Origin of the sequence: Halorussus litoreus (assembly GCF_003382685.1) — an archaeon.
GTDB lineage: Archaea > Halobacteriota > Halobacteria > Halobacteriales > Haladaptataceae > Halorussus > Halorussus litoreus.
In genome coordinates, this window is sequence record NZ_KZ859507.1 from 55,859 (window position 1) to 75,041 (window position 19,183).

At 66.5% G+C, this 19,183-nt stretch carries 19 protein-coding genes; 7 read left to right on the forward strand and 12 right to left on the reverse strand.

The window, feature by feature from the left end:
• Positions 1 to 86 precede the first annotated feature (86 nt).
• The 3 genes from DPQ64_RS03205 (at position 87) to DPQ64_RS03215 (ending at position 1,846) form a co-directional block, all read left to right on the forward strand.
• A complete protein-coding gene (locus DPQ64_RS03205) occupies positions 87 to 944 on the forward strand; it encodes a shikimate kinase (protein ID WP_115862917.1) in 858 nt (285 codons plus the stop codon).
• A complete protein-coding gene (locus DPQ64_RS03210) occupies positions 902 to 1,207 on the forward strand; it encodes a chorismate mutase (protein WP_115862918.1) in 306 nt (101 codons plus the stop codon). Before DPQ64_RS03205 ends, DPQ64_RS03210 begins: the two co-directional genes overlap by 43 nt.
• Before the next feature lie 78 nt (positions 1,208 to 1,285).
• On the forward strand, positions 1,286 to 1,846 hold the full coding sequence (locus tag DPQ64_RS03215) for a maltose acetyltransferase domain-containing protein (protein ID WP_115862919.1): 561 nt from the start codon (positions 1,286 to 1,288) through the stop codon (positions 1,844 to 1,846).
• Between the two features lie 122 nt (positions 1,847 to 1,968).
• Here the strand turns inward: DPQ64_RS03215 and DPQ64_RS03220 are convergent, their stop codons facing one another.
• From DPQ64_RS03220 to DPQ64_RS03255, 8 genes are all read right to left on the reverse strand, one after another.
• On the reverse strand, positions 1,969 to 2,427 hold the full coding sequence (locus DPQ64_RS03220) for a hypothetical protein (RefSeq protein WP_115862920.1): 459 nt from the start codon (positions 2,425 to 2,427) through the stop codon (positions 1,969 to 1,971).
• Between the two features lie 96 nt (positions 2,428 to 2,523).
• Positions 2,524 to 3,234, reverse strand: a complete 711-nt coding sequence (locus tag DPQ64_RS03225; RefSeq protein WP_115862921.1) for a carbonic anhydrase — start codon at positions 3,232 to 3,234, stop codon at positions 2,524 to 2,526.
• Positions 3,235 to 3,340: 106 nt separating this feature from the next.
• Positions 3,341 to 4,159: a TrmB family transcriptional regulator gene (locus DPQ64_RS03230; RefSeq protein WP_115862922.1), complete on the reverse strand. Its 819-nt coding sequence runs from the start codon at positions 4,157 to 4,159 to the stop codon at positions 3,341 to 3,343.
• A 274-nt stretch (positions 4,160 to 4,433) separates the two neighbouring features.
• The gene (locus tag DPQ64_RS03235; protein ID WP_115862923.1) at positions 4,434 to 4,772 is read right to left on the reverse strand and encodes a DUF7344 domain-containing protein; all 339 of its coding nucleotides are present in this window, start codon (positions 4,770 to 4,772) and stop codon (positions 4,434 to 4,436) included.
• 189 nt (positions 4,773 to 4,961) lie between these two features.
• Positions 4,962 to 5,732 (reverse strand): 5'/3'-nucleotidase SurE, encoded by a 771-nt coding sequence (gene surE / locus DPQ64_RS03240; RefSeq protein ID WP_115862924.1) that lies wholly within the window; start codon positions 5,730 to 5,732, stop codon positions 4,962 to 4,964.
• 42 nt (positions 5,733 to 5,774) lie between these two features.
• A complete protein-coding gene (locus tag DPQ64_RS03245) occupies positions 5,775 to 7,226 on the reverse strand; it encodes a serpin family protein (RefSeq protein ID WP_115862925.1) in 1,452 nt (483 codons plus the stop codon).
• Positions 7,227 to 7,426: 200 nt separating this feature from the next.
• Positions 7,427 to 8,134, reverse strand: a complete 708-nt coding sequence (locus DPQ64_RS03250; RefSeq protein WP_115862978.1) for a hypothetical protein — start codon at positions 8,132 to 8,134, stop codon at positions 7,427 to 7,429.
• Positions 8,135 to 8,264: 130 nt separating this feature from the next.
• Positions 8,265 to 9,626, reverse strand: a complete 1,362-nt coding sequence (locus tag DPQ64_RS03255) for an LLM class flavin-dependent oxidoreductase (protein ID WP_115862926.1) — start codon at positions 9,624 to 9,626, stop codon at positions 8,265 to 8,267.
• Positions 9,627 to 9,815: 189 nt separating this feature from the next.
• Here DPQ64_RS03255 and DPQ64_RS03260 point away from each other — a divergent pair, with 189 nt between their 5' ends.
• The gene (locus tag DPQ64_RS03260) at positions 9,816 to 10,784 is read left to right on the forward strand and encodes an ROK family protein (protein WP_115862927.1); all 969 of its coding nucleotides are present in this window, start codon (positions 9,816 to 9,818) and stop codon (positions 10,782 to 10,784) included.
• Positions 10,785 to 10,834: 50 nt separating this feature from the next.
• On the opposite strand, the gene DPQ64_RS03265 is transcribed toward DPQ64_RS03260, so the two are convergent.
• The 4 genes from DPQ64_RS03265 to DPQ64_RS03280 all read right to left on the reverse strand — a co-directional run bounded on the left by DPQ64_RS03265 (position 10,835) and on the right by DPQ64_RS03280 (position 14,696).
• The gene (locus tag DPQ64_RS03265; RefSeq protein ID WP_115862928.1) at positions 10,835 to 12,136 is read right to left on the reverse strand and encodes a carboxylate--amine ligase; all 1,302 of its coding nucleotides are present in this window, start codon (positions 12,134 to 12,136) and stop codon (positions 10,835 to 10,837) included.
• A gap of 104 nt (positions 12,137 to 12,240) precedes the next feature.
• Positions 12,241 to 13,542 carry a 3-phosphoshikimate 1-carboxyvinyltransferase gene (gene aroA / locus DPQ64_RS03270; protein ID WP_115862929.1) on the reverse strand — a complete coding sequence of 434 codons (1,302 nt, stop codon included), beginning with the start codon at positions 13,540 to 13,542 and terminating at the stop codon, positions 12,241 to 12,243.
• A gap of 466 nt (positions 13,543 to 14,008) precedes the next feature.
• Entirely contained in the window at positions 14,009 to 14,458 is a 450-nt protein-coding gene (locus DPQ64_RS03275; protein ID WP_115862930.1) for a universal stress protein, read from the reverse strand.
• Positions 14,459 to 14,549: 91 nt separating this feature from the next.
• Positions 14,550 to 14,696, reverse strand: a complete 147-nt coding sequence (locus DPQ64_RS03280; RefSeq protein ID WP_232820469.1) for a hypothetical protein — start codon at positions 14,694 to 14,696, stop codon at positions 14,550 to 14,552.
• A 188-nt stretch (positions 14,697 to 14,884) separates the two neighbouring features.
• Between DPQ64_RS03280 and DPQ64_RS03285 the strand changes: the two genes are divergently transcribed.
• The 3 genes from DPQ64_RS03285 to DPQ64_RS03295 all read left to right on the forward strand — a co-directional run bounded on the left by DPQ64_RS03285 (position 14,885) and on the right by DPQ64_RS03295 (position 18,722).
• Positions 14,885 to 15,478 carry a hypothetical protein gene (locus DPQ64_RS03285; protein ID WP_115862931.1) on the forward strand — a complete coding sequence of 198 codons (594 nt, stop codon included), beginning with the start codon at positions 14,885 to 14,887 and terminating at the stop codon, positions 15,476 to 15,478.
• A 238-nt stretch (positions 15,479 to 15,716) separates the two neighbouring features.
• Positions 15,717 to 16,895 carry a M24 family metallopeptidase gene (locus DPQ64_RS03290; RefSeq protein WP_115862932.1) on the forward strand — a complete coding sequence of 393 codons (1,179 nt, stop codon included), beginning with the start codon at positions 15,717 to 15,719 and terminating at the stop codon, positions 16,893 to 16,895.
• Positions 16,896 to 17,927: 1,032 nt separating this feature from the next.
• Positions 17,928 to 18,722, forward strand: coding sequence for an aldo/keto reductase (locus tag DPQ64_RS03295; RefSeq protein WP_198661992.1), 795 nt, complete (start codon positions 17,928 to 17,930; stop codon positions 18,720 to 18,722).
• Positions 18,723 to 19,183 lie beyond the last annotated feature (461 nt).

Sequence of the window (19,183 nt, forward strand, 5' to 3'; positions counted from 1 at the left end):
GCAACTACGAGTGCGATCTCCAGTGAACCACCTGCGCCCTTGCACCAACCACCAGCGTCAATACCCCGCGTGAGAGACGACCCACCATGGACGGCCGGGCAGTCGCACCCGCGGCGGGAACGGTCCTCAACGCCCTCGCGTCGGGCAGAGGCTCGGCCTTCGCCATCGACGCCGAGACGACCGCGGCGGTCGAACTCGACGCCTCGGGCGAGGTCATCGGCGAGGTCGCCGACGACCCCGACGCCGACACGGCGCTCGTCGAGCGCTGCGTCGAACTTACTGTCGCGGAATATGGCGACGAACGAGTGTCGGGCGGCTCGGTCCGGACCGAGAGCGAGGTGCCGATGGCGGCGGGACTCAAGAGTTCCAGCGCCGCCGCCAACGCCACCGTGCTGGCGACGCTCGACGCGCTCGGGGTCGCCGACGAGGTCGAGCGCGAGGACGCCTGCCGGCTCGGGGTGCGCGCGGCCCGCGACGCGGGCGTGACGGTTACGGGCGCGTTCGACGACGCGAGCGCGAGCATGCTCGGGGGCGTGACCGTCACCGACAACCGGACCGACGAACTGCTCGCCCGCGAGGAGGTCTCGTGGGACGTGCTCGTCTGGACGCCGCCCGAGCAGGCGTTCAGCGCCGACGCCGACGTCGCGCGCTGCGAACGAGTCGCGCCGGTCGCCGAGGTCGTCGCGGACCTCGCGCTCGACGGGCGGTACGGCGAGGCGATGACGGTCAACGGCTTCGCTTTCTGCGCGGCGCTGGGTTTCTCGGCCGAGCCGATGGTCGAGGCGCTCCCGGACGCCCGGGGCGTTTCGCTGTCGGGCACCGGCCCGAGCTTCGTCGCGGTGGGCGAGCGCGCGCTACTGGAGCGAGTGCAGGACCGCTGGAACGAACGAGAGGGAACAACATGGCTGACGACGACACGCAACGACGGCACCCAGAGGAGATGAGCCTCGCGGAACTCCGCGGGGAGATCGAGAGCATCGACCGAGAGATCGTCGAACTCATCGCCCGCCGGACCTACGTGGCCGAGACGGTCGCGGAGGTCAAGGCCGAGCGGGAGATGCCGACGACCGACGAGGATCAGGAGCAGCGCGTGATGGATCGCGCGGGCGAGAACGCCGAGCAGTTCGACGTGGACGCGAATCTGGTGAAGGCGATCTTCAGGCTGCTGATCGAGTTGAACAAGGTCGAGCAGCGTGAAAGCAGGTAGCGAGCGAGAGAGCCCGACGGTCGTTCGCCCCGGACGATCCCCGTCTCTTTTCTCGGCAGAAGGAGAACACGGAGACCCATGACCTCCGAAAAGGAGAAGATGCTGAACGGGGACCTCTACGACGCCGACGACCCGGAACTCGTGGCCGAGCGCGAACGGGCGCGCGACCTCACGCGACGCTACAACACGACTGCGAGCGACCACGAGGAGAGACGGGAACTGTTGGAGGAGCTACTCGGGTCGCTCGGAGACGAGTGCGAGATCGAACCGCCGTTTCGCTGTGATTACGGCTACAACCTCCACGTCGGCGAGAACTTCTACGCGAACTTCGACTGCGTCGTCTTGGACGTCTGCCGGGTGGATATCGGGGACAACTGCCAAATCGGGCCGGGCGTCCACATCTACACGGCGACGCATCCGCTCGATGCGACCGAGCGAATCGAGGGGCCGGAGTACGGAAAACCGGTGACAGTCGGTGACAACGTCTGGATTGGCGGCAGAGCGATTCTCAACCCCGGCGTGACGGTCGGCGACGACGCCGTTGTCGCGTCCGGCGCGGTCGTAACCGAGGACGTGCCTGAGGAGGTCGTCGTTCAGGGAAATCCTGCGACGGTGGTTAAAAAACTGGAGATGAATTGAATGCGTCGGCACTGTGTCTGAAAGCGGTAGACTGAGCGAAATATGCCATGTCTGTTTCGGACACGAACGAGGTCGAACAACGCGAGAGTCGGTGACTGGCGGCAGTATCCACGCCAGAGTATCTACTGGTGCTGCTCGGGAGGCGTCTTCACGAGCTTTCGCGCGAGTCCCCGCGCGAGTCCGCGCAGTCGTCTCCCCGAGTCCGTGAAGACGAGCGCGGCCGCGAGCGCTATCGAGAGGCTTCGGAGCAGGATCTCCTGCCACGGTGAACGCGCACCTCCAGAGAACAACAGCAGGCCGCCGCCGAGAATCAACAGGTAGTGGAGACCCGTTTCGGCGATGAAGTACCCGGCGCTCGTCGATATCGAGGGACGGAACCCGGCCAGCCAGAGACCGACGACGACCACCGTTGCGAAGAGCAGTCCGGCTTCCATCGACGAGACGGGACCCGCGACCGGAACTGCATCGGCTACGCTCCATCCGAGACTCGAGAACGACGACCCGACGAGGAACCAGACGAAGAGCAAGTGAACGAACGAGGGACTGCGCTTCCCGGTCGTAGAACTGGAATCGCGTCGCATTACAGCATCATCTCGCCAAGTCGCTCAAGAACGTTTGGATGTCGAACTTGTTCCCCGCAGAGAACAGCGGGTCGTCGCGCGAATTACAGCCCTGACTCAGTACTCCCAGAGCCGGTCGACCCGCGACGCGAACTCCGGATGCTCGTCTCGAAGCATCTCGACGCCGGTCTCACCGTCGACGTTGACGACGTGGACCTCGCCGCGACGCCCGCCGTACACGTCCTGGAAGTCGTACACGACGCCGTACACGTCGACGTGGTCGGGGACCTCCTCGCTCTCGACGAGGAACTCGACCTGCCGGTCGACGTTGTACTCGACGAGCCTGTTTATCGCCTCGGCGCGGCTCAGGTCCTCGGAGAGTAGCTCCGCGCCCGCTTCGAGGTGGGGCTTGAGCAGGTCGAGACAGTGTTCGATTCCGGGCGGTTCGGAGACTTCCCCCGTCAGAGCGTCGTAAGTGGCTGTGACGGCTCCGCAGCCGGTGTGGCCCACGACGACCGCGGTGTCGGTTTCGGTGTGGGCGATGGGGTAGAGCACGTCGCCCGAGACGACTTCACTCGGGGCTTCATCGTCAGAGTTCGCCTCGCCGGAGTCAGTCCGCTGGACGACCCGATTACCGATGTTGCCGCACGTGAAGATGCGTCCGGGCTCGTCGTTGTTCCACACGTGGTCCTGCAGAACGCGCGAGTCCGAACAGCAGACGGTGACTGCTTCCGGTCGCTGGGAGTCCTGCACGTCGTCGAACCGCGACTCGAACTCGCTGGCGTGTTCGGCGTTCCCTTCCAGCAGGTCGACTAACGTCTGGGACATAGTTGTTCGATGAACCTCCCCCGATTTCATCCCTCGGATTCTGCGCGACTGGTGGCCTCCAGATTGGAGTGGTAAACGGAGACGGAGACGAGAAACGGAGTGGGGGCTACTGCGCAGGATCCCGAGCGGGAAGCAGGCCCGACGAGACGAGGCGGCGGATCAGCACCACGACGCCGTTGTGGAGCCCGTTGGCGAAGACGGCCTGTTCGTTCACGCTCTCGTCGGAGCCGCCGGACGGATAGTACGAGCTCACCAGCAGATTCGACCGGTCGACGAGGAGGAGTCGGCTGATCGCGACCGCCGAGCCGTCCTCGGAGCTGACGAGCCACTCGAGGTCCGTCTCGAACGACCTCGCGGCGGGAAGGACGGCGTCGATACGGGCGACGGTCGACGCCGTCAGTCCGCCGACGATGACGTCGACACCCCTGGCCATCGCGGCTTCCAGTCGTTCGAGCAGCGCGTCGGTAAGGATGTCCTCCTCGACGACGATGAGTACGATCTCCGAGTCGGCGTTCTCGGCGAGTTCGAGGGTCCGGGACTCGATGGCCTCGTGGCCCGTGAGCGACCACACCTCCTGCATCTGCTCGGTCGACTTGCCGTCCTCGATGTCGATGTCGTCGAGGTACGTCTCGAGCGTCTCGATGCGGTCGTCGTACCGCTGGCGGAGGGTCGACGCCGCCTCGTCGACGCTCACCGCGCGGAACGTCTGGGGATTCGAGTGCTGTACCTCGACCAACCCCTGCGCTTCGAGGACCCGGACGGCGTCGTACACGCGCGTCCGAGGCACCTCCGAGAGGTCGCTGATCTCCTTGGCCGTCGCCGAGGGGACCTGCGAGAGCGCGATGAAACACCGCGCTTCGTACTCTTTCAACCCGAGGTCCTGTAACAGACTCACCGTCTCTGCTCTATCTTGTTCCTGCGTCATGGGCCCAACCACGAACCGTATCTGATAGTTGCGTTTCCGAGGGATAAGGGTTCGTGTCTGACCGTCTGTCGCCCGCTCAGGCTGTAACCCACTTAATCACACAAACTACTTGTGTCCGTGCTAGGAAGGAGTAGACGGTGCGCTCGTCTGGCCCAACCACATCGAGCGCGCCACGCTGTCACCTCACGGTGGCAGTTTCTGATACGACGAAAAATAGCCACAAGAACGTCCACTGAGGCCGTGCCGTGCGACTCGTGGGTCGGCCGTCCGGAAATTACAGCCAGTCGGGTGGCAGTTCGTCTCGATTCCCGTCCAGCAGCGCCAGCATCGGTTCGACCTCGCCGAACTGCGGTCCCTCGGTCACCAGACGGTCCTGCTGATTCCATTCGATGAATCCCAGGTCTTCGAGCTTCGGTAGATGCCTGTGCCGCAGTGCGACGAGCGACGCCGCCTCCCGGTCGCCTGCCCACGACTCCACTTCGAGGACGACGCGTTCGCTCGGCACGGTTCCGTCCGGTCCGCCCCGGAACAACGCGACGAGAAGCCTGCGTCGCTCCACGTGAGCCAACGCTTCGAACTGCTCGTCGAGTCGCGTCCGCGCGTTCGTTTGCATCGTGGTAGTTACGGCCCACGATTCGTATGAATAGTGACCATTTTGATGCGTTCGCATTGTTTTGAGGAACCGAGTGACAGGCCTCTATCGGGGTGAGAGGGAACTCCACCGCGACGAAAGAGGAGTGTCGAACGTCCCGAGAAAGACGAACCGTGGAACTGCTCTCCGAGGGGAACAGGCTTCTCGGCCTCAGAACCGCTCGGCGAGGTCGTCCAGCGCGTCGTGGTGCTCGGTGGTGTGGGGCGCGGTCAGCGGCGAGACGCTGATCTTGCTCTCGTACACCGCTCGGCGGTCGGTGCCTTCCGGGTCCGGGAGGCTGTCGGACTCAAGTTGCGACCACGTCTCGTCGTGAAGCGTGACCACGCCGTCCTCGCGGCTGGCGTCCATGTCGTACACGTGCGACGGCCGGGTGACGACCATCGGAGTGTGGCCGTCGGTCGGAATCGGCCCGTTGACGTTGAGGTAGTCGGCCTCCTCGAACACTCCGGCGTCGAGGGCGTTCTCGACCAGATACCGGACTGCCTCGCCGACCTCCTCGTACTCCTCCGGTTCGGTGTCGCGGCCCCAGTCTGTCTGTGGGATGTGGAGCGACGCCGCGATGGCCGGCACGCCGAAGAACGCGGCCTCGACCGCCGCGCTGACGGTTCCCGAGCGACCGAGGACGTACGCGCCGATGTTCGCGCCCTCGTTGCAGCCCGAAACCACCACGTCGGGGTACGGGCCGAGTTCGGCCAGCCCCGCGACCACGCAGTCGCTGGGCGTCCCCTCCACAGCGTAGCCGAGTTCGTGCTCGTGGACCGGGACTTCGTAGGTCATCGCGCGGCCAACCGCGCTCTGGTCGTCGGCGGGCGCGACCGTCGTGACGTTGCCGACCTCCGAGAGCGCGTCGTACAGCGCACGGATGCCGGGGCTGTCGATCCCGTCGTCGTTCGTCAACAGAATTTCGAGCGAGTCGGTCATGTGGTCTCTGTTTCGGGGGCCGAACAAAAACCCTACTGCAACTTACTGGGCCGCGGTCGCGTCGACCATCCGACCGACGAACAGCGGCGCGCCGGTCGTCCCGTGGCGGACGACGAAGAGGAACGGCCGGTCGGCGACGAACTCCGCGTCGGCACTGGTCGCACTCGTCATCACGACCTCGGCGCCGGTCGCCGCGGCGGCCTCGGTGCCCTGTTCGTCGACGCGGACGTACGCCTCGTGGCGGACGGCACCGAGCGCGAGCTCGTCGTCTGCGTCCCCTTCGGCGATGCCGTCGAAGTTCGCCTCGCGCGTGAACGCCGTGGTCATCCCCATTGCTTGGAGGTGGTCGGCCAGTCCGAGGCGCGACCGGAACTCGAATCGCGGCAGGCCGACCTCGACCCCCCGCCGCTCGGTCGCGTCGACGAGTCGGTCGAGCCGGTCGGCGTCGAGCGATTGCTCGAACTCCCGAAACTGTTCGCGGGGCGGCATCAGCAGCACCATGTCGACGTCTCCGCCGTCGTACGGGAGTTCGAGCACCTTCGTCCCCCCCACCGCGTTCGCCCCGTCAGCCTCGTTCGCCTCGTCAGCCTCGTTCCCGCCCTCCACCTCGGCGAACGGGAAGCTCTCTTCCTGACGCATCATCGGGACCTCGCCGGTCGAGCCGTCGAGCGCGGTGAACGTCTCGCGCTGGGTGTCATCCGCCTCGAAGTCCTCGGCCCAGTTCGCCCTGAAGTAGACCGCGTTGGCGAGCACGAGCCGCGTTCTCTGGTCGATGGTGTTCTTGGGAAACAGTTCGGGCACCTTCTCGCGGGTCCGCTCGGCCACCCACGCGTTGATGGCCTCGCGCCCCGCCTCGGGGTCCTCCCTGAAGTCCACCGCGCCGAGGCCGGTGCCGTAGTACTGCGTGAGTGTGCGCTGGAAGTCCTCGCGGAACGGGTAGCCGGTCTGTCCCCACATCGCGTTCGCGCCGGCGAGGGTGAACTCGCTCTCGGCAGACTCGCCCGCTGCTCCCTCCGACTCGCCCGACTCGGTCGTTTCGTCCCCGTCAGTCGTACTGGCGGATTCTTCGCCGTCGTCGGCGAGCGGGAGGTCGGCCCGAAGTGCGGCACAGGCTCGGTGGAGGTCCTCGCCAACCGCGGGGAATCGCATCGTCTCCACGAGGGTCTCGCGGGTCGTCCCGCGCGCCCCGGCAGCGGTCATCGCGAGCGCGACGCCGATACTGTAGGGAGAGAGGAATCGGTTCTCGTCCGGCGAGTCGTCGGCGAGACGGTCGAGCAGCGCGAACCCGAAGTTCGCGTTCCCGGCGACGAAGTCGTCGGTCGGCGCGTCCACGTCCGGCGGTGCTCCAGTTTCCGGCACGCTCACGTTCGCGTCGGCGAGGGCGTTCGACCCGGGACCGGTTCCGGCATCCGGTGCGGAGTCCAGCGAGACGCATCCGGCGACTCCCGCGAGTCCAGTGCCGGCGAGCGCGGCGAGCAGGCGGCGTCGATTCATGTGCGGACGTTGGACTGACGGGGTTGAGTATCTTCCCGAGAGTCAAACGGGCGTTTCACCTACTGGCTTCAACGTGGATGGGCTCGGTGGATTTTCTCTCGTCAGGCATGCGCTGACGGCGCGGCCTCTCGTGGCCGCGTCTGCACGCGCCGTGGTTCAAAATCAGGAGCGCGCGTCAGAACCAAACTCAAAAAAGCGGTTCAGAACCGGACGTACACCATCACGAAGATGATCGCTAGCTGGAGCACGCCCTGGACGCCGGCCAGCTTGGCGTTGCGCATCCCGATCTCGCTGATGACCTCCTCGTCAGGGTTCTCCGAGGTCATCTGGAGGTACATCCGGATCTCGCCCGGCAGCAGCACGCCGAAGCCCAGCACCGAGAGCAGCGTGACGATGCCCAGCGCGGCCGCGATGGCGTGAGACGTCATCGCGAACTCGGGGAGCGTCTGGACCAGCCACGCGGCGTGGCCGACCGCCACGACGCCGAATATCGTGAGCGTTCGCCGATCCGTCAGCGCGTCGAACTGCGCCGCGATGAGGAGCACCACCGGAACAGAGATAGCGGTGCTCATCAGCGCGATCCACGGGTCTGCGTGGGGGAACTTGCCGAGTCGCTGGGCGAGCGTGACCCCGCCGAAGATTGTGACGAACGCGAGCGACGGCATCAGGAACGTCGTCTTGGGCGTGAGTCGCTGGAACACTTGCGCGCGCTGTTTCACCGCGAGCCCGCCGATGACCGGGCCGAGGACGAGACCCATGAACAGGTCCACGCCGGTCCACATCACCCCGGCCATCACGTGGACGTAGTTCAGGTGGTGGAGCGACCCCACGGTGACGCCGTAGACGAGTGCGAACAGCGGGACCGCGAGCACGCCCGCTGCGAACGCCGGGTTCGCGCGATTCGCCATGCCGTCGACGAAACCTCGTGTCGAAGTTGCCATACTCTATCGGATGCGGTATGTTCACGCGGGTTAAAAATTGTGATATGGGCAGTATCGAATCCAGTACGTCTCTGGGCCGCCTCGAACGCAGTACGTCTCAGTTTCGCGCAGGATGGTCGTCGGCGAGTCGCGTCCGGCCTTTCTCCTCGAACAGGTTCTCGCGGAGCGTCTCGCCCTCGTAGGACTCGCGGACCAGCCCGCGCTCGCGCAGTTCCGGCACGACCATGTCCACGAAGTCCCGCAGAGTTCCGGGACGGACCACCTCCTTCAGGTTGAAGCCGTCGACGCCCACGTCCTCGAACCAGTGCTGGAGTTCGTCGGCGACCTGCTCGGGACTGCCGACGATGACCGGGGAGGTCGACCCCAGTCCCGCGAACTCCGCGACTTCGCCCACGGTCCAGTCGCGGTCGGGGTCGTTCTTCGTGAAGGCGTTGATGGCTCCCTGAATCGCGCCGGTCTCGATGTGCTCGACCTTCTGATCGGGGTCGAGCTCCGAGAAGTCGAGGTCGATGAACCCCGCCAGCAGCGCCAGGGTCGCCTCGTAATCGACGTTCTCTGCGTAGGCCTCGTACTTCTCCTGCGCTATCTCCTCGGTCTCGCCGACGACGGGGACGATTCCCGGGAAGAATCGCAGTTCGTCGGGGTCGCGGCCGCGCTCGGCGGCGCGCTCGCGCAGGTCCGCGACGTAGTCCCTGACGCCCTCCTCGGTGGGCTGGCTGACGAACACGGCCTCGGCGTTGTCCGCGGCGAACTCGCGGCCCCTGTCGGACGACCCGGCCTGATACAGCACCGGCGTGCGCTGGGGAGATGGCTCGCAGCTGTGGGCGTCCGGTACCGAGAAGTACTCGCCCTCGAAGTCGATGCCCCGCACCTTCTCGGGGTCGGTGTAGACGCCCGACTCCCTGTCGCGGACCACCGCGTCGTCGTCCCAACTCTCCTCCCACAGCCGATAGCAGACGTCCATGAACTCGTCGGCGCGGTCGTATCGCGTCTGGCGGTCCATCCGCTCGTCGAGCCCGAGATTCCGCGCGGCGCTTTCGAGGTACGACGTGACGATGTTGAACGCCACGCGACCGTCGGTCACGTGGTCGAGCGTCGAGAGCTCCCGCGCGAGCTGATAGGGATGGACGTAGGTGGTCGAGCGCGTGACTGCGAATCCGAGGTTGTCCGTGACGGTCGCCATCGCGGGGACGAGCGCCTGCGGGTCGTTCGCTGGCGTCTGGACCGCCTTCTCGACGGCCGTCTCGCTGTCGCCGCCGTACACGTCGTAGATGCCCCGCACGTCCGCGAAGAACACCGCATCAAAGCCCCCGCGCTCGGCGGTCCGCGCCACGTCGAGCCAGTACTCCGTGTCGATGTAGCGGTGGGACTGGTCGCCCGGCGTGCGCCAGTTGCCGGTCGTGACGTGCTCGACCGAGTTCATCGTGAACAGGTTGAGGTGGATGTAGTCGCTTCTCATTGTTCGCTTCGAAGTCGCCGAAGGCCCAAAAAGCGGGGGTACCGGCGAGATGCCGGGTGCATCTCGGACGGTCGCTGTGTCGTCGCTCGACGACACGATCCTGCACCGTAGCTCCCTCCGACCGGTGCGGGCGCGGGCCGACAATCACCACATAACAAGGTTGTTGGCCTTCGTCTACGAATCGAACACATGGAGACCATCGCCGCGTTCGGAATCGGGAGCACGAACTTCCGGTACGCCGTCGGCACCCCGTCCGGGGAGTTCCTGACCGACGTTCGGAGCGAGCGAACGCGGGCGAACGCGCTCGCATCTCGGGTCGTCCGCACCGTGCGCGCGCTGGACCGGGAGACGCCGGGGTCGCTCTCGGCGGTCTCGGTCTCGTGTACCGGCCTCGTCGACCACGCCAACGGCGTCGTTCGGGAGTTCGACACCCGGGAGGGCACGTCGGTCCGCGACGTCGACCTCGCGGGAACCGTCCGGCGCGAGTTGGACCTGCCGCTGTTCCTCGAGAACGACTGCACCGCGGCGGCGCTCGGCGAGTGGCGCTTCGGAGCCAGCGACGAGTACGAGTCCGTCGCGCACGTCACGTTCGGTACCGGAATCGGGGCTGGCGTCGTCGACAGAGGACGACCCGTGCGCGGCGAGTCCGGACAGGCCGCCGAGGTCGGGCTGTTCCCCGTGGCTCCGGCGACCGGCCTCGACAGTTTCGGCGTCCCCGGGGCGTGGGAGGCCGTCTGCTCTGGACGAGGGATTCCGGAGTTCGTCGCCCGACGGCTCCGGAACGAGGAGCGGCCGACCGTGCTCGACGGCGTCGAGGACCTGACCGCGCCGGACCTCTTCGAGGCGGCCGACGACGGCGACGAGGTCGCCGAGGAGTATCTGGAGCAGATCGGCCGGTACAACGCCGCCGGTATCGGAACGCTGTGCAACGCCTTCAATCCCGGTCTGATCACGCTCGGCGGCGGGGTGGCGCTAAACAATCAGCGTGTCGTGCTCGACGGTATCCGCGAGCACCTCGACGACTTCCTATACGTCGATGCGCCCGACGTCAGGACCACCGACCTCGGCGACGACATCGGACTCTACGGGGCCCTCGCTCGGGGTTGCGACCCCGTCGAAACGGGACCAACTCCTGACCTCGGAACGGAGCCACGGTAGCTGTCCGAAGGTTCGAATCCACGGTCGTTCGCCGAATCGAGCCGGTCGTGTCAGCAGGAGCAGTAGTACTCCTGCGTGCCGAACTCGGTGTCCAGCAGTTGGTACGCCGGTCCCGGATCGCTCGGGCGATACACGCCGGTCGTCAGGTCGTCGCTGGCCTCGAATTCACCCGACATGAGCGCGAGCCAGTCGTCGCGGCCGAACACGTCTACGAAGCCGTCGGTGTCGAGGGCCTTCAGGTAGTCCGCGAGATACACCCAGCGAGCGTCCCGGATGTCGCCTTCCTCGTAGTCCTCACCTACCGCGTCCGAATAGGCCGCCAGCGGGAGATTCGCGCCCGCCTGCACGGGCAGCGAGATCCACTTCCACGGTCGGGTGTTCACGTCGAGCAGGACGTACTCCTCGCGAGACCCGTCGTAGACGAACTCGGCTTCGCTGATGCCGTAGTAGCCCGTTTCGTCGAGCACCGCGAGCGCGTTCTCCTCGACCTCGCTGGCGGCCGCGTCGTCGGCTCGCTGGACCATCGAGGAGGTGCCGAACCCGAGCGGGTAGCGAACGCGGGCGTTCCCGACGAAGCTGACGGGGTCGCCCGACTCCGGGACGTAGGACGCCAGCGAGCAGTCCTCGCCGCGCTCGACGGGCACCTTCTCCTGAGCCATCACGCGGATGCCCGCGTCGGCGGCGTTCGCGACCACGTCCTCGAATTCGGCCTCGTCGGCGACCTCGACCACGTTGGTCCCCACGGCCTCCTCGAACTTGCGCTTCAGCGCGGGCTTGACCACGAGCGGGAAGCCGAGCCGGTCGGCGGCCTCGCTGGCGGGGATGCTATCTCTTTCCTCCCCGCCAGAGTGCTTCTCGGCGTCGGGGCCGGTCCCGGCCCCGGGGTCCGTCTCGGCGATGCGGTACGTCTCCGGGTACGGAACGCCCAACTCCTCGGCGATGCCGTACAGCGACTCCTTGTCGAGCACGCGGTCGACCACCTCGCGGTCGGCGAACGGGAGCCGGACGCCTTCCGGTTCGGTCCGGGAGAAGGCGTGGACCCACTCGTCCATGCAGGCGAACGCGACCGGCTCGTGCTCCATCTCGGCCGCGAGGGCCTCCACGTCCTCGCGGAAACCGTCCTCGTCGTCGAGCGGATACGTCACCCGTCCGGCGAGGTCGACGGCCTCCGAGTACGGCGCGACGCCCTTCCCGTTGCGGTCGATTGCGACGACCGGCACGTCGCGGGCTTTCAGCGCGCGAGCGACGCTCAGTCCGGTGACGTGCGCGTTGGCGACGATAACTGGCGGCCGGTCGAAGTCGGCGTCCGCGAGCGCGTCGCGGAGCCCCTCGAACGAGCGAAAGGTAGCCATACCCGTGGTTTTCGCCACGACCGCTAAAAGGCGTTCGAGTCGGCAAACAGAGCCGGTGACTACGACGCCAAGCGCGAGCTGAATCCCGAAAGTTTCCACCGCGATTACCTGTCGACGGTCGCGCCGAGGTCGTACAGCACGTCGAAGAAGTCCGGGAACGACACGTCCACGTGCTCGCTGCCGGAGATCATCGTCGGTCCCGAGCACGCCAGCGCCGCGACCGACAGCGCCATCACGATGCGGTGGTCGCCCCGGCCGTCGACCACGCCGCCGGACAGGTCCGACTCCTCGCCGACCACGGTCAGGGTGTCGGCGCTCTCCTCGGTCTTCGCGCCGAGATGCCCCAACTCCTCGGCCATCGCGGTCACGCGGTCGGTCTCCTTGTACCGGACGTGCTCGCAGTTGACGATGCGCGTCTCACCGTCCGCGATCGCGCCCAGCGCCGCGATGGTCGGCAGCAGGTCGGGCGTGTCGCCCACGTCGACCTCGACGCCCGACAGCGACGAGCGCTCGACCGTGAGTATCCCGTCGTCGCGGTTCCAGTCCACGTCCGCGCCCATCCGACCGAGCACGCCGACGATCTTGCTGTCGCCCTGCGCACTCGGGTACGCGCCGCGCACGCGGACCGTCTCGTCCTCCTCGGCAGCTACAGCTCCGGCCGCCAGCAGGTACGAGATGGAGGAGAAGTCGCCCGGCACGTGGTACTCGCCGTCCTCGGGTTCGTAGAACTGGCTGCCCTCGACGCAGTAGCTGTCGCGACCATCCGCTTGGCGCTTCCCGGCTTCGACGCCGAACTCGTCGAGCAGTTCGAGGGTGATGTCGACGTACGGCGCGGACTTGAGTTCGGTTTCGAGTTCGACTTCGATGCCATCCTCCGTCACCGCGCCCGCCATCAGCAGGGCGGTGACGAACTGCGAGGACACGTCGCCGGGCATCGAGACGGTGCCGCCCGAGATCGGGCCCTCCACAACGAGCGGTGCCTGTCCGTTCCCGCGCGTGCTCTCGGCCCGACCGCCGAGGTCCGCGACGGCCGAAAGGAGCGGGCCGTGCGGGCGCGAGCGCAGTGAGTCGTCGCCGGTCAGGACGGTCGTGCCGTCCGCGAGCGCCGCGGTCGCGGTCACGAGTCGCATCGTGGTCCCGCTGTTCGCACACCGGACCACGTCGCCCGGTACCTCGGGGCGACCGTCGAAGCCGTCCACGTCGAGGTGGTCCGATTCTCGGGTCACGTCACCGCCGAAGGCCTCGACCGCGCGCATCGTGGCCTTGGTGTCTGCGCTCACGAGCGGGTCGTACACCAGCGCGCCGCCGGAGTAGCCCGCGGCGAGGATGGCCCGATGGGTGTAGCTCTTCGACGACGGTGCGCGCGCGACCCCCGAGAGCGTCGACGGCGAGATCTCCACGTCCATGGGTGGGCCGACGGTTCGGGGGTGTATCAGGGTACCGGAGCGGGCGGATTTTGGTCGAGTGCCGTGGGACGATACGTAAACCGCGCGTATCGAGCGACTCGATCACTTACCTGACAGTCCGTCGGAATTAGAACCGGAGTAGCTACCAAGTATCTTCACTCCTGCAGCAAGTGCGACGACACCGCCGAGTACGCCAGCGATACTAAATACGAGACTCTGCCAGTACAGGAGACGGGTTACGTTCTGGAGATATCCAATGTGAGCCAGCGTGAGTATTCCGATTCCGAGCAGAAACGCGACGACTAGCAGCCAATGACGGATCGAGCGAAGGAGTGCGTTCGTTTCGGAGGGCATTATCTCGACTATCGACGGGTTCGGTAAAATTCCCCCGATTCTTACTTCGTCGTTCGCTATGCGGCCCATATCGAGGCTTCTTCTTATACCTGCTACCCTGTTTTAATAGCACCTACTTCACCACCGTCACGGGCACCGACGCCGCCCCGACGACGTCCTTCGCGGTACTGCCGACCAGTCCCTCGTACTCTTCCGAGAGTCCCCGATGGCCCACGAAGATCGCGTCCACGCCCTCGCGCTCGGCGTACTCGACGATCTCGTCGACCGGTTCGCCGTACAGCATCCCAGTTTCGACGGTGACGCCGGTGTCGTCGCCGACCTGCTCGGCCCCGTCCAGAATCTCCTGCGCTTCGGTCTCGGCGTCTTCGATGTCCTCGGCCACGAGTTCGTCGGCCATCTCCGTGAAGTTCATCGGCGGGTCGTCGCCGCCGGTGAAGAACTGCTCGGGCACGACCACGCTGACCGCGTCCACCGACGCCCCGGTCGCGGCCGCTTGCTCGACCGCGTACCGGAGCGCGTCCATGCTGGATTCGGAGCCGTCGACCGCGGCGAGGTACTTCATGGCCGGGCGTTCGGCGCGAGCGATGATTTCGGTTGTGGCCCGGGAGTCCTCTCCGGTCGTGACCAGCGAGTCCCCGCGTCGACTGACCGGATCAGAGTTCGCCGTTCCGGCGCTCCAGCGCGTCCGCGATGCGCTCGACCGCGCTGACGAATCGCGTCGCGAACTGGAGGAATCTGTAGAGCAGGTAGAGTCCGAGTAGCCACGTGGCGAACGTCACGCCGAGGAGCGGCTGGGTCATTACGAAGATGCTGTACAGGATCACCAGGACAGCGAGGGCCACGAGACCGACCTGAATCGGAGTCGGTGGCCCCCTGAGCCGGAGTTTCCTTCGGGCGAGGACATGTCCGCCGCCACGAAGGCCGGGGACGAATAAGTTTGGCTCCGCGCCGGAGAAAGTATTTACCGCACCGCCGAGACGCGCAGGACGTGCCACCGTCGAGACGCCGCGCCCTCCACCTCGGCGCAGTCGGCCTCGCCGGAGCGCTCGCGGGATGCGTCTCCGGAGCGCTCGACGAAGACGAATCCGGCGAGAACTCCGCGACGGGGACGACTGTGCCGACGACGGAGGTGACGACGAGCGAACCAGCGACGACCGACCGAACGTCCGCCGAGACGACCGGTGTGACCAGCACCGACTCGACCACGGATTCAGTGACCGTCGAGACCTCGCTCCCGGAGGGAACGGTCGATTTCAACGACGGACCGAAGTCTCCACCGGAGCGCCCGGACGACCTGACCGCCGAGCGCGTCCGGGAGTACGTGGCGACCTACGAGCGACGCCACGTGTACAATGGACTGTACTACGACGAGACGAGCGAGGTACACCAGCAGTGCGAGGTCGATACGGTCACCGAGTACGGTGTCGGCTACCGCGTCGTGGTCTGGTGCAGCGCCTACTCGAACACCGGCGGGGAGAACGAGACGACCCTCCACGCCGACTACTTCACGCAGTACGCGACGTACTTCGTCGGCCCGGACTCGACGGTTCGGTTCGAGGGGAAGTCGAAAGACCGGGAGTAGAGACGGAGTTTTCTCAGCTCAGGAGATCTGATCCCGACAGAACCGCATCCTCTTTTCCGAAAGTCCCACCCGGTGGTTTGGGTCGCCGAGCGTAACCTGTGGTTGGTTTCGCGGCGCTCTTGACGGTGGTCTGTCTAACCGAGCACATCCCCGTGGTCAGAGTCACCGAGCGCTCGCTGTCCCAGAATCGCGTTCCGGAACCCGTATCGTTTTCCCGCTCGCGGGGCTTCCGTCGGGTATGGACCCGGATCTCTCCCCGCTCGACGACGCGCTCGCGGACGCCGGTGCGGACGGCTACCTCGTGGTCGCCGACTCCGGCGACTCCGACCAGCGGTACCTCTCGGGCTTCGGCGCGCCCGACGAGTTCGTGACCCTCTACACGCCCGAGGGAACCTTCCTGCTCGTGTCCGGGCTGGAGTACGGCCGCGCGAAATCGGAGAGTCGAGCCGACGAAGTCGCGCGCCTGTCGGAATACGGCTTCCAGGAACTGGTCGGCGAGTACGACCGCGCCGAGGCGATGGCTCGGACCATCGCCGCGTTCCTCGCTGACCACGGCGTCGAGTCGGTCGCCACCGGCGAGCGGTTCCCGCTCGGGACGGCCGACGCGCTGCGCGAGCAGGGCGTCTCGGTCGAAGTGCTCGACGGCGACGTGGTGACCCGGATTCGCTCGGTCAAGACCGACGATGAGGTCGAGCACGTCCACGAGGCCCAGCGAGCCAACGAGGCCGCGATGGCGCGGGCAGAGGAGATGATCGCAGAAGCCAGCGTGGACGAGGACGGGATGCTCCACCACGACGGGGAGGCGCTGACCAGCGAGCGCGTCACCGAAGAGATCGAGGTCACGCTCCTGCGGCGGGGCTGCGCGCTCGACGAGACCATCGTCGCCTGCGGGGCCGACGCCGCCGACCCGCACGACCGCGGGAGCGGGCCCCTGCGCGCGGGCGAGACCATCATTATCGACATCTTCCCGCAGAACAAGGCGACGAAGTACCACGGCGACATGACCCGGACGTTCGTCAAGGGCGAACCCAGCGAGGAAATCCAGCGACGCTACGACGCGACCTACGAAGCGTTCGAGGCCGCGCTCGACGCGCTCGAACCGGGCGTCACCGGCGCGGCAGTCCACGACGCGGTCTGCGACGTGTACGAGCGCGAGGGGTACGCCACCCTCCGGAGCGACCCCGACACCGAGACGGGGTTCATCCACAGCACGGGCCACGGCATCGGGCTGGACGTCCACGAACTCCCGCGGGTCAGCCCCGACGGCGGCGAACTGGAGCCGGGACACGTGGTCACCATCGAGCCCGGCCTCTACGACCCGGACGTGGGCGGCGTCCGCATCGAGGATCTGGTGGTCGTCACCGAGGACGGCTACGAGAACCTGACCGACTATCCGATCCACCTGCAGTTGGAGTAAAGTAGAGGGCTGAGTTGGCACTTTTTCGCTCGATTGGTCGATTTCCCACGGCCGCACTTCAGGAACTTCAAACTCGGCTCGCGCTAGCTTCGCCTTCCACGCCGGCGCGTGCTGGCGCGAGTTCATCTCGCGCCGAAACGCGCGAGGGACGAGCATGGCGAGGCGCACCGCGCCTCGCTTGCCGTGCGGGCGACTCGTGGGTCGCTCGCAGACATCGCAGGGCGCAGCCCGAGAAGCGCAGGCGGCTGGGGAGGTCTGAGGCCCACGTTGCTGTGCTGTTGCGGTGCAGTCGCGGTTGCGGTGCTGTTGCGGTCACGCCTAGGCTCAAGCAATAGCTAGCTTCGTGTCGGCTTCCCACTCGGATTCACGCACATCTGAGCTAGCTACTGCCGATGCATAGGAGAAACCGCGACAGCACAGCACCGCAATCGCCACCGCAGAAGACAGGTCCATCAGAGTCACGACCCGCCACAACCGGCAAGTACGCGCCTCCCGAACTACGGTGGCATGCTCGGACTGGAGACTGAAACATCGGAAGAGACCGCGGAATCGCGCGAGGAGAGCGGCCAGCGGGGACTCGTCGGCAAGGGACTCCCCTTCGCGGCCGCGTTCGCCGCGGGATTCCTGCTCGGGAGCCGACGGAGTGGAGACGGGAACCGACAGACCGGAGGCGGATCCGAAGGGATGCCCGAAAGCGAGGGACAGGGTCGAGAGCAGGAACACGAACAGGAGCAGGAACAGTCGGGCGGCATCACGGACATGATCCGAAGCCGGGCGATGCCCGGCCGGAGCGAGAGCGCGACCGAATCCGAAGACGAGTCGGGGTCGAGCCACCAGTCGGGTTCGATGACTGGCGTGGCCGACGAGCAGACGCCCGAGCAGATGAGCCACGGAGAGACGCCCGAACCCGAGTCGGAATCCATGCCAGCGTCCGAATCCGAGTCCGAGTCCGAGTCCGAGTCCGAATCTACGCCCGATGCTGCCGAGGTCGACGAGGCGGTCACCGAACTCTCGCCGCCGACGAGCCACGGGATGCCGATGTTCGGCCTCGGGACGTACCAGATGGAGGAGTACGACGAGTGCTTCGAGAGCGTCCAGCAAGGGCTCCGGATGGGCTACAGACATCTCGACACCGCGGAGGGGTACCACAACGAGGAGGCCGTCGGCGACGCTGTCACGGAGTCCGAGGTCGACCGCGAGGACCTCTTCGTCGCGACGAAGGTCGGCCCGGACAACCTCGACTACGATCACGTGCTCACAGCCGCCGAGGAGAGCCTCGACAGGCTCGGAATGGAGTACCTCGACCTGCTGTACGTCCACTGGCCGACCGGCGAGTACGAGGCCACCGACACGCTCGACGCCTTCGCGGAGCTCCGCGGGGAGGGGATGATCGAGGAGATCGGCGTGAGCAACTTCACAGTCGACCTGCTGGAAGAGGCCGTGGAGGTGTCCGAGGAGCCCATCTTCGCGAATCAGGTCGAGATGCACCCGCTGTGCCCGCAGACCGAACTCCGGCAGTTCTGCGCGCAGGACGACGTGGACGTGGAACTCGTGGCCTACTCGCCCATCGCCCGCGGCGACGTGGAGGACGTCGACGAACTGCAGGAGGTCGCCGACAAGCACGACGCGACGCCACAGCAGGTCAGCCTCGCGTGGCTGCGCGAGCAAGAAGTGACTGCGATTCCGAAAGCCACCAGCGAGGACCACCTCCGGGAGAACTGGCTCAGCCTAGGCCTCGACCTCGACGACGAGGACGTCGAGAAGATCGACGGCATCGAGGAGCGCCGGCGCATCGTGGACCCCGACGAGGCTCCCTGGAACCAGTAGTGCACGCAGAATCGGACTTCGACGCGGTCGCTTCCGTCGAGTCGCTACGCGTTACGACAGCCGACACGCGGTCGCGATGGAATACTAAGGGAATATAAGGACTATTATCATCAAAGACCATTATATTTATCTGGTGGTCCCTCGACGGTGGAATCGCAATGGGACGACCCACCCTGCTGTCGGCCGCGTACGACGCGATTCGTAACACCCTGCCGCGCGTCCCGGGCGAGGCCGCCCGCGGCGACGCCTCCGAATCCCAAGCCGTAGCTGCACCCCGTCTCCCGTCCGCTCTCCGCGGAGCATCCCGGTTCGGCGGGGCGTCGACTGGCCGTCGACCGGCCGGACGGGTCGGCCGGTCCGTTCTGTCCGGCCCGACCGGCGGGCCTCCCACTCGTTCGCTCGACGACCCGCTCCGACTGGGCGGTCGCGCCAGCGCTCGCCCTACCACTCGATTCGAGGAC